This window comes from Mesorhizobium sp. M8A.F.Ca.ET.208.01.1.1 (assembly GCF_004791315.1).
In the GTDB taxonomy this organism is placed as follows: Bacteria; Pseudomonadota; Alphaproteobacteria; order Rhizobiales; family Rhizobiaceae; genus Mesorhizobium.
Genome location: NZ_SRUT01000009.1, coordinates 115,234 through 129,015 on the forward strand (window position 1 = coordinate 115,234; position 13,782 = coordinate 129,015).

8 protein-coding genes are annotated in these 13,782 nt (G+C 60.1%); 6 read left to right on the top strand and 2 right to left on the bottom strand.

Translation table 11 applies throughout. The annotated features are described in order from the left end of the window. The first annotated feature begins 459 nt into the window (after positions 1-459). Positions 460-3,372 carry a trifunctional glycosyltransferase/class I SAM-dependent methyltransferase/polysaccharide deacetylase gene (locus EN851_RS28620; protein WP_135930507.1) on the top strand — a complete coding sequence of 971 codons (2,913 nt, stop codon included), beginning with the start codon at positions 460-462 and terminating at the stop codon, positions 3,370-3,372. A gap of 308 nt (positions 3,373-3,680) precedes the next feature. On the opposite strand, the gene EN851_RS37910 is transcribed toward EN851_RS28620, so the two are convergent. Continuing rightward, a complete protein-coding gene (locus EN851_RS37910) occupies positions 3,681-4,373 on the bottom strand; it encodes an AraC family transcriptional regulator (protein WP_348630738.1) in 693 nt (230 codons plus the stop codon). 606 nt (positions 4,374-4,979) lie between these two features. On the opposite strand from EN851_RS37910, the gene EN851_RS28635 reads away from it, so the two are divergent. The 5 genes from EN851_RS28635 to EN851_RS28655 all read left to right on the top strand — a co-directional run bounded on the left by EN851_RS28635 (position 4,980) and on the right by EN851_RS28655 (position 12,053). Continuing rightward, the gene (locus EN851_RS28635; protein ID WP_135867312.1) at positions 4,980-5,168 is read left to right on the top strand and encodes a hypothetical protein; all 189 of its coding nucleotides are present in this window, start codon (positions 4,980-4,982) and stop codon (positions 5,166-5,168) included. A gap of 198 nt (positions 5,169-5,366) precedes the next feature. Next, a complete protein-coding gene (locus EN851_RS28640; RefSeq protein WP_245520828.1) occupies positions 5,367-6,806 on the top strand; it encodes an arylsulfatase in 1,440 nt (479 codons plus the stop codon). Positions 6,807-6,927: 121 nt separating this feature from the next. Beyond that, on the top strand, positions 6,928-7,839 hold the full coding sequence (locus EN851_RS28645) for a formylglycine-generating enzyme family protein (protein WP_135930559.1): 912 nt from the start codon (positions 6,928-6,930) through the stop codon (positions 7,837-7,839). 168 nt (positions 7,840-8,007) lie between these two features. After that, positions 8,008-10,230 carry a mechanosensitive ion channel family protein gene (locus EN851_RS28650; protein ID WP_135930509.1) on the top strand — a complete coding sequence of 741 codons (2,223 nt, stop codon included), beginning with the start codon at positions 8,008-8,010 and terminating at the stop codon, positions 10,228-10,230. 146 nt (positions 10,231-10,376) lie between these two features. Next, a complete protein-coding gene (locus EN851_RS28655) occupies positions 10,377-12,053 on the top strand; it encodes a sulfotransferase (protein WP_135867311.1) in 1,677 nt (558 codons plus the stop codon). Between the two features lie 343 nt (positions 12,054-12,396). On the opposite strand, the gene EN851_RS28660 is transcribed toward EN851_RS28655, so the two are convergent. Then, a complete protein-coding gene (locus EN851_RS28660; RefSeq protein WP_135867310.1) occupies positions 12,397-13,545 on the bottom strand; it encodes a porin in 1,149 nt (382 codons plus the stop codon). Between the last annotated feature and the right edge of the window lie 237 nt (positions 13,546-13,782).

Genomic DNA, 13,782 nt, shown 5'->3' on the forward strand with positions numbered 1-13,782 from the left:
CAGAGAATGGCTGTTCGAGAATCCAGGTTGAACGGCTGTTATTGCCGCAAGGCGGCCTGCGGCCATTACATTAGCGATGTCTACTTTTAATGAATCGACAGGACCTTGGAAATGACTGCCTTGCGGCGCCCGCCTCAGGACAACCCGTCTGCAAGCCAGGTCAGGCTTGATTATGAGCGGAATGGCGCGGGGGCTAGATGACCCTCCCGGAGCGGTGAACGAATGTGCGAGCGGAAATGCGCCGGCGCACCGACCTCAGATCTAAGCCGTCGGGCATGAGCGCTTGCCATTCAAGCATGTCTTCAAGTCTTCCTGCTACCTCTAATGCCCCCCGATCTTGACAGAGCGGTGCTGCCGTCCGATGCCGTATCTCCCGGCGAAAGAAAGCGAAACTCGATGATCCAGGACAAAGCTACCGTAAGCGTTGTGGGACCGACGTCCAGGCGCGGGTAAGATCGCGTGGCGCATAATCCATTGGTTTCAATCGTAATTCCTGCGCACAACACGGAGGCAACGCTGGCGCGCGCGCTCGATTGCCTTCTCGAGCAGGAGGTCTTGGACTGGGAGGCGATCATCGTCGACGACGCCTCCACGGACAGCACCCCCGCGATCATCGCCGGTTATGTGGAACGAGATGCCCGATTTCGGACGTTGAGTTCTTGCGCGCATAGCCCCGCCGGCGCGCGCAATGACGGGATTTCGACGGCGCGCGGCCAGTGGCTGATGTTCCTGGATGCCGACGACTGGGTGGATGCCAGCTTCCTTGCGAAAATCCTGGCCGCACTGAAAACCGCTCCCGATGCAGTGGCCGCCTATTGCGGTTCACGGCGCGTGATGCCCGATGGAGCATTCACCCCTTCGAGCATCGCCCCCGAAGTCGCGATCCAGCCCTTCGAAACGTTCGCCCGCCGATGTGCCATCGCCACTCACGCGGTGCTGGTCGACCGGGAAACAATCGTCGAGTTGGGCGGTTTCGATGCGTCGCTGCATACCTGCGAAGACTGGGATCTATGGCAGCGCGTCGCACGCCTCGGCAAAAATTGGGTGATGGTCGACGAGCCGCTCGCTTTCCATCGGGCCAGCCCCAACGCGCTCAGCCGCAATTCGACGCAGATGCTGGCGGATGCGGGAATCGTGATCGCCCGCGGCTTTTCTCCTGATCCCAGGGTCAAACGCCCAGGATTAGCTCACGCCAATGGAGCGACCGAGGCGACCGGGCGAACCGCTTCGGAAGCACTCGCGTGGTTCGCGTTGTGGAACGCTGCATCGGATTGCGGCAGCGGCGGCAGTTCGATCGATCCGCAATCCCTGCGCGCGCTCCCGGCAGGACGTAAATGGGCGCGTGAGATCGCCAAGGTAGCCTTCGATGGCCTGATGGTGGGAAGCCTGTCGGTGCCAGCGCATTTGGCTGCCCGGTGGGACAGGTTTGGCGGCGCCCTGACCGCGTTGATCATCGAACTCGGCAAGGTCTGGGGCGATCCGGTCGCGGCTCGTCGCGTCCAGTATCATCTCGAGCAAATGCTTCTCGATGCCGACGATCTTGCCGCACCTCGCAGGCTGGCGCGGACACTCGGAATTCGCGTCGACGCTCGAAATCCAACCTCAACCGAGCTTCCGGAAGGAATCGATCAAATCTATGCCTACCTGATGATGGATGGCCGGATCGAAGCTGTCGTTCAGTTCGGCGTGCTCGGGAACGTGACAAGGCGTCATTGGATTGAACTCATCCTGAATTTGGCACCGCAAAAGGACGACGGTGCCGACACGTCAGAGACGCTTGCAGCCGAGGCACTGTCGACCACGGCGGAACGCCGGCCTGATCCGGACAGTCACTTCGGCAAACTCGCGCGATTGGCCTCGGAAGCGCGGGAACTGGTTCTGTCGAGCGCCGAAGCCACGCAGCCCCTTCCGGCGCCGCGCCGTTCACCGGCCTCGGATGGACACGACAAGGATCGTACGGCGTTCTGGAACAGCTATTTTGCGACAGAGGATCCCTGGAACTACACCTCGACCTACGAGCAGGAAAAATATGAGCGGCAGCTCGAAATTCTGCCTGCCGGCCCCATTGGACAGGCGCTTGAGCTCGCCTGCGCAGAGGGCCATTTCACGCGGCAGCTGGCGCCGCGAGTGGGTCATTTGACTGCAACTGATATCTCCGCGATAGCGGTTGAGCGGGCGCGCGCGCGATGCAGCGATCAACCGAATGTTGAATTCGGCGTACTGGATTTCATGGCGGACACGCTCCCGGGCGAGATGGATCTGATCTTCTGTTCGGAAGTGCTCTACTATCTCGATGATCTGGCCGAGTTGCAGCGCTTCACCAAAAAAGTCGCCGAGGCGTTGGCGCCTGGCGGCAGTTTCATCAGCGCACACGCATTCGTGCTTCGGGACAATCCCGAAAGGACGGGCTTCGACTGGAACACATTCGGTGGCCAAACGATCTCGGAGACGTTGACGGCGACAGAAGGCCTCGTCCTCGAGCAATCGATCCAGACCGAACTCTATCGCATAGATCGCTTCCGCCGCCTGTCACCGGGCCACATGGCGACGGAGCCGGTGATTGATCATGTGCCGGTCCGCGCATCCATCGGAATCGGGGTCGCGCGAAATATCGTCTGGGGCGGAGCGCGGGCCTTGCGCCGCGACGTCGCGCGTAGCGAGCGGCGGCAGCGTATCCCTGTCCTCATGTATCACGGCGTCGCCGATGAAGGTCCAGCCGCGCTCGCCCGTTTCCGGCTCACGCCTGCCGCATTCGCTGGCCAGATGGCATGGTTGCGGGCCAACGGCTTTCACGCGGTCATGTCCGAGCAACTGGAATGGTCCATCGCCAACCGTCAGCCTTTCGCTGGCCGCCCGGTGCTCATCACCTTCGATGACGGCTTCCAGAACTTTGCCGACCATGCCTGGCCGATCTTGCGCGCGCACGACCTGACCGCGGAAGTGTTCCTGGTGACGGACCTGGTGGGTGAAAGTGCAAAGTGGGACGCCGTCAGCGGTCCGCCGACGCGGCTTATGGATGCCGGAACGGTGCGACGTCTCGCCGCCGAAGGTGCATTCTTCGGAAGCCATCTGGCGACGCATCGCGCCATCGATGGTCTGTCGAGCTCTGACCTTGCGGCCGAGCTCCTGCGCTCTCGGATGTTCGTCGAACGGTGGACCAGTCGGCCAACCTCGGCGTTCGCGGCCCCCTTCTCCGTCACCGACCGGCGGCTTGGCAGGCTGGCCAGGGAGTGCGGCTATCGGATTGGCTTCGGCGGCAGACACGGGCCGGCGGACCTTGACAGCGATCCCATCGACCTTCCGCGCATCGAGATTCGTGGGGATCGCTCGCTCGACGACTTTGTTGCCACCGTCGAGGCCGTGCTCAATTGAACGGCGAACTTTGTCGGTGTCATTATTTCCGCTCACAGTGCGCAAGAGCGACGAGACGCTTCGCACCAGTATCGCACATGCCGCCCTAAGGCCCGAGACAGACGAAGGCTTTCCATCCATTCGCATCGGGGCAGGATTTTGGTAAGCTGTCGCATCGCAACCGGGTGGAGCTGTCGTTCCTGTGGTCGACGATCGTCTTCTCGAACGCAAGATGACCGAGATCGAGCAAGCGCGAGCTTGGAGCCCGCGCGTCATGTCAAAATTCGAAATGCTTATCAGGAGCGGCGACGACCGCGCGCTGTATCGGGTCAATCCTCTGGCCTTCGCCCGCGAAGCAGTGTTTCTCTGGGGGACTCGCCGAAGAGCTGGCGATAGTTCGCTGCGAAGCGGCCAAGATGGGTGAGCCCAACCTCCATCGCGATGCTTGTGACACTCGAGCCTCTTGCTCCCCGGGCGGTGAGCAGTCGCCTGGCTTCATTGAGACGGAGCGCCCTGATGAATTCCAGCGGGCTTAGAGCAAAGGTGGTGCGAAAGGCGTACTCCAATTGACGGCGGCTGACGCCGATTTCCTTACACAACCGGATGATGGGGATGTCTTCGCGGATATGGGCGCGAATGAAAGCCTCGGCCGCCCATGCCTGCCTGAGATGACGGCTGGAGGACCGATCCAATCCTGCGTTGCTAGGCGCACCAGCGAAGGCGTCAGCCATGCCTCGCAAATATTCCATCAACGCGATCGGAGTATGCTCCGGCAGAGCTGCACCGCTTGCGGCTGCTTCGAAGCGATCTGCCATCGCCTCCATTTGGCTTCGAAACATTTTCGCATCGGTGGTGGTGAGCTGAACGGCGTTTGGGTGGTCTGCAGCCCTAGCCAAGATCGTGCCAGCGGAAAGTGCCTGGATCTCTACCCAGATCGACATCGGGACAACGGCGCCTGTATAGCTAAGGCCGGGCCGGACCGTTGCTGTTACGCTCGTGCCGGCGGGGATTTTCACGATCATGTCGTCTTTGAGCGGAATGCCGCAGATCGTTGAGTCCCGGGCCTGCTCTATGGCCACTATCGCCACGGAACCTGGGGCAAAGCCGCCGCTGGCGCGGAAGGCGCAGTTGAATTCGGCCAGATCGAGCGCCCACTTGCCGTGGGACCGGATTTGCCGGAGTCGCGACGGCAGTTGCCCTGGCGAAAGCCTGTCGACCTTCACAGGCAGCCCAGAGGCGGCATCGCCGAGCCCGTCTGGGCCGAACTGTACGTCCCTGTGCGAAGGCGATGAAGGCCAGGTGCTCAAAAATACGTCCTTTGCGCAAAGTGGATAGCAGGATGATTGTATTAGCTGTAACTTAAATGCAAATTGCGCGAGATCAATCGGCGCAAAGTATCGTCGACTCACGGCCAATGGGGACTGTGGACGAAATAGATCTCTCGGTCAGCCGGATGCGCCGAGAACATCGAGCGCCTTTGCCATGATTATCGTGTGGCGCCGAGACCGGAAGGGCGTATTGCACAGGGTGTTGGTGTGTTAATCTGTCACGTTCCGCTGCATCGCGGCCGAATTGATCTAGCGCAAAGCGAGACTTCATCCAGTCTAAGATGCTGCATCGAATATGACTTGGTCGATGAAGCCGTCTCTTCGTCGCGATTGACGGTCTACGAGGAAGAGAAATGGGGGCTATCAAGAACAGGCTTTGTCGGTTATCGGGCCGTGCACGACAACTATAGCCACGATGGCTTCGTGAACAAACTCACTCAGCAGGGGCCGATGTTGGGGTTCACCTATCAATTCGCGGTCGCCCAATAGAGGATTGTTGTGAAGTGGCTGCTTCATGGCGGCCGGGAAGCAGAACGTGGTCTGAAGCGTCGGCCTTCAGAGTGAGTGACGATGATATCTCAAAAGCATTTACCCCTAAGGGGAGAAGGGTGGGAGAGTATGAGTATCGATCGAGACTTCCCGGCTGAAGCCGGCACAACCAACAGAATAACGCGGCGCGATGCATTGATGGCCGGCACGGCGGCTGCCGTTTCGCGCTTTGCGGTTCCAGCCGGTCTATCAGGCGCGCTTGCCGGCCTTGCCGGTGTTCAGCCCGCGGCGGCTCAAGGGACACCTCCCAACATCGTCTACATCATCTCCGACGACCAGGGCTGGAGGGACGTTGGCTTCCACGGCTCGGACATCAAGACGCCAAACATCGACAAGCTGGCTGCCGAGGGCGCGCGGTTGGAACAGTTCTATGCCCAGCCGATGTGCACGCCCACCCGGGCGGCGCTGATGACGGGACGCTATCCGTTGCGCTATGGGCTGCAGATGGGTGTTATCCCGTCAGGCGGCGGCTACGGCCTAGCCACGGACGAGTACATCTTGCCTCAGATGCTCAAGGACGCCGGGTACAAGACGGCGATGGTGGGCAAGTGGCATCTGGGTCACGCGAAGGCCGAATACTGGCCGCGCCAGCGGGGATTCGATTCGTTCTACGGCGCCCTGGTTGGCGAAATCGATCACTTCAAGCACGCTTCCCATGGCGTGATGGACTGGTATCGCAATAACAAGCCGCTAAAGGAGCCCGGATACGATAACACCCTGTTCGGCACGGAAGCCGCCAAGGTGATCGAAAAGCATGACGGGAAGGCGCCGCTATTCTTGTACCTGGCATTCACCGCGCCGCATTCGCCTTATCAGGCACCCGAAGAACATATCAAAAGATATGCTCATGTTGCCGACGACCAGCGCCGGCTCTACTCCGCCATGGTTTCCGCGATGGACGACGAGATCGGCCGGGTCGTTGCCGAGCTCGAGAAGAAGAAAATGCGCGACAATACGATCATCCTCTTCCAGAGCGACAATGGCGGTGTGCGAGATGCAATGTTTGCGGGTGAATCGAAGGTCGGCAACAGCCTACCGGCCGACAATGGGCCGTACCGCAGCGGCAAGGGCACGCTTTACGAGGGCGGCACCCGCGTCTGCGGCCTGGTGAACTGGCCGGGCAAGGTGAAGGCTGGCGACGTGAACGGCCTGATACATGTCACTGATATCTATCCGACACTTGCCGGACTTGCCGGGGCAAAACCGACCAAGAACAAGCCGCTCGATGGCATGGATGTTTGGGAAACGATTAGCGAAGCCAAGCCCTCGCCCCGCACCGAGATGGTCTACAATGTCGACCCGACCGGCGGCGCAATCCGCCAAGGCGATACGAAGCTCGTATGGGCAGCCGGTGTGTTGGAGCGGGTCGAACTGTTCGATCTTGCAGCCGACAAATCCGAAAAGACCAATCTGGCCGACAAGAATCCTGACAAGGTCAAGGAATTGAAAGGAAAAATCGTGGATCTCGCCAAGCAAATGGCGCCGCCGCTGTTGATAGGAGAGGCGATCAAGCTGACCTTCGGCGCACCGCCCATTTCGGCTGATCCAGCCACGGCGTTCAATGAGCTTGGAGACTAAACGCGCAGGATCGAAGTCCGTAGCTGCCAAAACCATGGACGATGTCGCCACGGCTGTGCCACCTGGAGGGGATCTGGAGTCCGTACGCTCCGTTCCCGGGCGCAGCCCGCCATTTCCAAATATGGTGTGGGTGCCAGGCGGCGAATTCCTGATGGGCTCGAACAGCCACTATCCCGAGGAGGCGCCCGCGCACCGCGTCATGGTCGCCGGCTTCTGGATGGATCGCACGACCGTCACGAATGACGAGTTCAGGCGCTTTGTCGAGGCCAGCGGTTACGTTACGCTGGCCGAGCGTCCGGCAAATGCTGCGGACTATCCTGCGGCGGGCGCCGAGTCATTGGCGCCGGCTTCAGCGTTGTTTGTCAGGCCCACGCGCGGCATCGATCGCAGCAATCACTACAACTGGTGGGCCTACGTGCGCGGAGCGAATTGGCGGCATCCGCGCGGCCCGGCCAGCACCCTCAAGGGCCTTGAAACCCATCCAGTCGTCCATATCGCATACGAGGATGCGCAAGCCTATGCGGACTGGGCGGGAAAGGCGCTGCCGACCGAGGCCGAATGGGAGTTTGCCGCGCGCGGCGGACTGAACGGCTCGGAGTTCGTATGGGGCGACGAACTAACCCCGGGTGGCCAGCATATGGCCAACACGTACCAGGGTGAATTTCCATACCGAAATAGCTGCGAGGACGGCTACGAATGGACCGCGCCCGTTGGCTCGTTTCCGGCAAACGGCTATGGGCTCCACGATATGGCCGGCAACGTTTGGCAGTGGACCGCGGACTGGTATCAGGAGCACCGCCGGATCGAGAGCCCATGCTGCACGATGACCAATCCGCGCGGCGGTGAGCGCGAGGCGAGCTATGATCCGCTGACGCCCGATATCACGATCCCACGCAAGGTCACCAAGGGTGGGTCTTTCTTGTGCGCTCCGAGATATTGCCGGCGTTACCGACCGGCCGCTCGCATGGCGCAGCCCGTGGATACATCCACTTGCCACCTTGGGTTTCGCTGCATCGCTCGCCCGGAACGGTGACGTCTTGCACAGCAACATCGGTTTCTTCAAGGTAGGGGCAACGGCGGGCATAGATGTCGTTGCTTGCCGATTCTATCGGAAGGTCACAGCACGATGCCACTCATGATTCGACGATTGGGAGCCTGGTATCTGGCACGCGCGGCGCGACGTCTCGGAGATTTGACTGCGATGTTCGTCCTGATTGCCAGGCCGCTCGTCTTTGGCATCGCCCTCTTGCTGGCTGGTCAGGCAGAGGCGCAGGCGCCGGCGACCGTGCCGCCTGAAAGGGTCAAGCAGCTGTTCGAGCTTCTCGACGATCCGTCCGTGAAGGCCTGGGTGGTCGAGCAGCGAAAACAGGACGCCGGGCCAACCGAAGCGCCTGCCAAGGCTGGAGCTTCGCCGGCCGACGCATCGTCCGATGCCGTGGCCGCACCAGGCCAGATGAATACGATGGCATCCTCGACGCTCGATCGGATCAAGCATCATATCGAAAGAATCGTACAGACTTTGCCCTTGCTGCCGGGCCAGTTCGCGCACGTTCGCGCAAAGACCATGGAGGATATGTCCGGCAAGAGGCCTGCAGGCGTATTTCTGCTGATTGCGCTGTTCATCGCAGCCGGCCTGGCGCTCACTTGGGCAACGTACAAGTTGACCCGCCCATTCCGCCTTTGGATTATCGCGCAACCGAAGAATACGCCCATGGGGCGAGCCAAGAAGATTGGTGGCCGCCTGCTTTATTCCAGCCTGCTGATCGTCTCGTTCGCACTGGGCAGCGCCGGCGCATTCATGTTGTTCGACTGGCCGACGCTCATCCGCGAGATTGTACTGACATTCCTGATTGCGGCGGTCGTTACATGGGGTGTGCGCATGTACGTCATGGCCACGCTCGTCCCTTCCTTCATGAAGGTCGAGAGCGCCGTCGAGGTTCGTGCTTTGCCGGTCCCCAACGAAGCGGCTGACCATTGGTCCTATTGGCTACCCCGGATCGTCGGCGTCTTCGCCTTCTTCGGCGCCGCGTTCCACCTCTTGCCGGGTCTCGGCATCGATCCGGACGGAATGATGGTCCCGTCGCTGGGCGCCGATTTCGTCCTGCTGTTGCTCTTTCTGTTTGCCGTTTGGCGCCGGCCAAGGAAGCGAGACGGGGCGCCCCAAAGCGGTCACACGGGAGCGACATGGCTATTGACTGCTTATTTCGTCGTTCTGTTCCTGGAGCGCATTGCCGGCTTTAACATAATCTTCTGGTTTACCTTGGCCGCATTCTTCCTGCCTTTGGCAATCGTGCTGACGCAGCGCGGGGTTAATTTCGTGCTGCGGCCGGGTTCGGAAGAGGCCGGCCGGCCGACGATCCCGGCGGTGACGATCGCTGTCATCGATCGCGGTATCAGGATGATTTTCATCCTGGCGGCGGCTTACCTTCTCGCGCGTGTCTGGGGCCTGGACATGCAATCCATGCAGGGCAGCGATACGACGACGATGTTCATATTGCGCGGCTTGATCAATGTCGTGGTCATTGCGCTTGCAGCCGATTTCGGCTGGTCGATCATCAAGGCTTTGATCGAACGAAAGCTGGGCATCGAAGTACCGCACCCTGTGATCAGCGAGGAGGAGGGCCCGATCCTCGATCCGCAGCAGGCGCGACTGCACACGCTGTTGCCGATCCTCCAGAACATTCTGCTCGCATCGATCATCGTGATGGCGGTGCTGATGATGCTCTCCTCGCTGGGTATCCAGATCGGCCCGCTGATCGCCGGCGCTGGCGTTGTCGGCGTTGCGGTGGGTTTTGGGGCGCAGACCGTCGTCAAGGACATCATTTCGGGCGTGTTCTTTCTGCTCGATGATGCGTTTCGTGTCGGCGAATATATTTCCTCGGGCAATTACAAGGGTACCGTGGAAAGCTTTTCGCTGCGCTCGGTGAAGCTGCGCCACCATCGCGGTCCGCTGTTCACGATACCTTTCGGTGAACTCGGGGCAGTCCAGAACCAGAGCCGTGACTGGGTTATCGACAAATTCAACATCACCGTTGGCTATGACACCGATATCGACTTCGCTCGCAAGCTGATCAAGCGGATCGGCCTCGAACTGGCGGAAGATCCCGAGTTCAAAAACTGGGTGCTCGACCCGATCAAGATGCAAGGCGTGCAGGAGTTCGGTGAGTACGGCATCGTATTGAGAGTCAAGGCCATGACCAGACCGGGAGGCGCCTTCGGTATGAAACGCAAATTCTATGTGCGGCTGCGCCAGGTCTTCAAGGAGCAGGGCATCGAGCTCCCATTCCCGACCGTTCACGTCGAGGGGCTGCAGACCCCGCATGAGGCACAGAATGCGCCGTTGGAGATCACACCCGCGTTAAAAATGGCCGCCGCGCAATCGCACACTATTCGTCGCAGAAAAAAAGCTGGCGCAACGGAATAGGCAAGAGCGCCGTCACCGGACCGACTGGAACGGAAACTGATAAGGGTCGATCCAGAAGAATGGTAAATCGATGGGCCGCGCCGGCGCTCTGCGCAAAACGGCTATTGAGGCTGGATTCTCCAAACCCCTTTTGCTAGCCAGACAGGATGAGCAACCGATTGCCGCCCGCGTGGGCAAAGCACCTCAAGACCCAACCCTCGCCGAAGGCGGCATCACCGAAGGCTGCGCCATACAAAGCGCAGTCCAAGGCAGGCCCCGACCGCAGCCACGCCGACGACTTGCTTTTACGGCAGGCGCTCGAGTTGCAGCAGGCCCAACGTCTGTCCGAGGCCGAGGAACTGTGCCTCAGGGTCCTGGCTCGCACGCCCAACCATCCGCTGGCCCTGTATATCCTGGGAACGCTCGGGCTCGATTTCGACAACGAAAAGTCACTGCGGTATTTCGCTCGGGCGGTGGCAGAGGATCCGCGGAATCCTTACTACCATCTTAGCCTCGGCGAGACCTATTTGAAGGTCAGCGAATTTACGCCGGCGATCAAGCACTTTCAGTACGCCCTGGACTTGAAGCCGGATCTGGTGGAAGCGCTTTGCGCCTTGGGCGATGCCTACAATGCGTTTGACAAGGGGGAGATGGCGCTGCCGCTCTTTGAGAAGGCGCTCAGGATCGACCGAGATCATCCCGTAGCCCGGTTGGGGTTGCCCCGCGCGCTCGCAAGCCTCGGCCGTATGGACGAAGCCGCGGTTCATCTGAAAGAGGCAATAGAACGGCGCATCGCGGTACCGGCTGCCCACAACGCGCTCGTACGCACGCGCAAATTCGCTGAAGAGCCGCCAGAACTCGGGGCAATCCTGACGGAGCTTCAAGACCCGGGCCATGGGCCGGAGGGAGCGGCAGCGCTCCATCACGCCGCGGGAAAGGTTCTCAACGACCTCCGTCGCTATAAGGAGGCGATGGATCACTTTAAGAAGGGGAATGAAGCCGGGGGCCATACATTCGATCTGCAATCTTACCGCCGCTCGGTCGACGGCATGATCGCAACCTTCACGCCGGAACTGGTGGCTTCAAGAGCCGCGTACGGCAATCCCTCGGAGGCGCCTGTATTCGTCGTGGGCATGCCTCGTTCGGGCACGACATTGACAGAGCAGATCTGTGCCAGTCACCCCAATGTTCATGGCGCCGGCGAACTCAGCAAACTCAGGCGAACAGCCAATGGACTCGGTGTCGCAGACCGCTCCAGTGTGAACTTCGGCCAATCCATCGCGATGATTACTCCCGAACTGACCAGGACTTTGGCCGAAGAGCACCTTGCTTATCTGCGCGAGCGGGCTCCCGACTCGCTGCGAATTGTCGACAAGATGCCTCACAATTTCGAGCTGATCGGCCTGATTGGCCTTCTTTTCCCCAAAGCGCGTATCATTCATTGTCGTCGCGACGCCATCGACAATTGCATCTCCTGTTTCGTCCTGCAGTTCAATAAAGCCCACAGCTACAGTGCCGATCTTGAGACGCTGGGGCTTTACTACAGGGAGTATGATCGCTTGATGCGGCATTGGGATAATGTTTTTCCGGGTCGTATTTTCGAAAGTCGCTACGAGACGTTGATCGAAAATCAGGAGGAGCAGTCGCGCCGGCTCATGGATTATCTCGGATTGCCGTGGGACGATGCCTGCCTGCGCTTTTTTGACAAAGGCGGCTCCGTAAACACCTATAGCAATTGGCAGGTCCGCCAGCCGATCTATACGTCGTCCGTCAAGCGTTGGAAGAATTACGAAAGCGAGATTCAGCCGTTGATCGAAGCCTTGGGCGATCTTGCTGAGTTTTGACCGGTAGTGCCTGATGCTGCGCGCAGTTGGTTGCACCCAATCCCGCCGGCGTACGCTTTCCGCCGTTAGACCAGTCTAACAGGCTTTCCTCAGGCTGAACGCCGCGTTCCTTCACCTGTCCGGCCAGCGTATCCTGGCCACGGGCCTGCCGCCGTTTCGCGCGTCGCTTGCCAAGCAGTTTGGCTTCCTCCTTTCCTTTCGCTGCGAGGGTTGTTCTTCCACGTCTGCAAGCGCGGCAGCAGGCGGGCGGCCATGCCATTGGCTGTCCGAAGTTCCATACAGACGACATGAAAAAACCCGGCGGTTGCCCGCCGGGTTTTCGATTTCAATAAGGCAGCGCCTTTTAGAACGAACGCTGGAAGCGAAGCATGCCGCCGATTGCGTCGTCTTTGCCAGGAGTAATACCCGTCCAGTTCGACACGGAGTCGTCGCCGAGATGCGAGTAGTCGACTTCGGCCGTGATCGTGAGGCCGGGAACGATGTCATAGGCAACGTTCGCGGCGATGCCGATGTTCTTGCCTTCGTCATACGACGCCTGGAGGTTGAACGAGGTCTTTTCGTTGAACTTGTAGGTGCCGCCGCCCCAGACGGCCCAATTGCCGCTCCACGGCTTGTAGAAGCCGCGACCGCCAGCCGGGAACGTCCAGGTGCCGTCGGTGAGGTTATCATCGGAGCCGTAGCCGCCCATGATGAAGAGCGAGATCTGGTCGGTGGCGTTAACGTCCAAGCGAACCTTGCCGGAGACTTCTTCATAGTTGCTATCGTAAGCGATGACGCCAGTGACCGCGCCCCAGCCCTGCGTCCACTTCACACCACCGACGACATGCGGAACGTAGCTGTCGATCGTGTCGAAGCCCGAGCCTTCTTCGAGAGAGACGACGGCCGAGAAGCCGTTGCCAGCGTCGAAGTAGTACTGCACGACGTTGGTGTCGAAACCGCCATAGGGAACCAACGTATCCTGGATGACGCTGCCGGCGTAGCCGATGAACGTATCGAAGGCCGATTCGTCCTTACCTACGCGGAGACCACCGAGCTGGATCCAGGCGAAGTTCAGCGAGACGGTGTCGCCGTTCGTAGCTGTATTGAGCTGTCCGAACCTGCCCGAATCACGGTTGTTGTTCTGGAAGTTGAAGCGGGTCTCGGTGTAGGTCTTCAAGGTGCCGAGTTCGGTTTCCTGGCCGGTCCAGGTCTTCAGCGAGAAACGGGCATGCTTGTAGAAGGTGTCGTTGCTGCCGCCGTCCTCGTGATCGGCGCTTGTCGCACCGTCGAACGAACCCACGTCGCCGACGCCGATGTCGTAACGGATATAGCCGCCGATGCGCAGGCAGGTTTCGGTGCCGGGGATGTAGAAGTAGCCAGCGCCGTAGACGTCGCAGATCTTGACGTATTCAGCGGGTTCCGGCTCGGCGACGACGACGGCGTCGGCGGCGCGCGCACCGGAAACTGCGATCAGGGCCGCAGCGGAGCCGAGAAGCAGGCTCTTGATGTTCATTTTCTGACCTCCAGTCAAAAGTTAAAAAACGGGTCTGGGTATTCTTTGCTGAAGGACAGCGTTCCCTGCCCCATCCCCACTACCGAAAAAGATGCGCACCGCGCCGCTCCTTCGAATTCGACATTACCCATGAGCCGGCGGCGTTCAACAACGATCGTACCGGCGAAAGGGCTGTTCGGCTGCTATCCCCCAGCGTTGTTGCACAAATGACACGATTTGGCCTCACTCAGAAAGCTC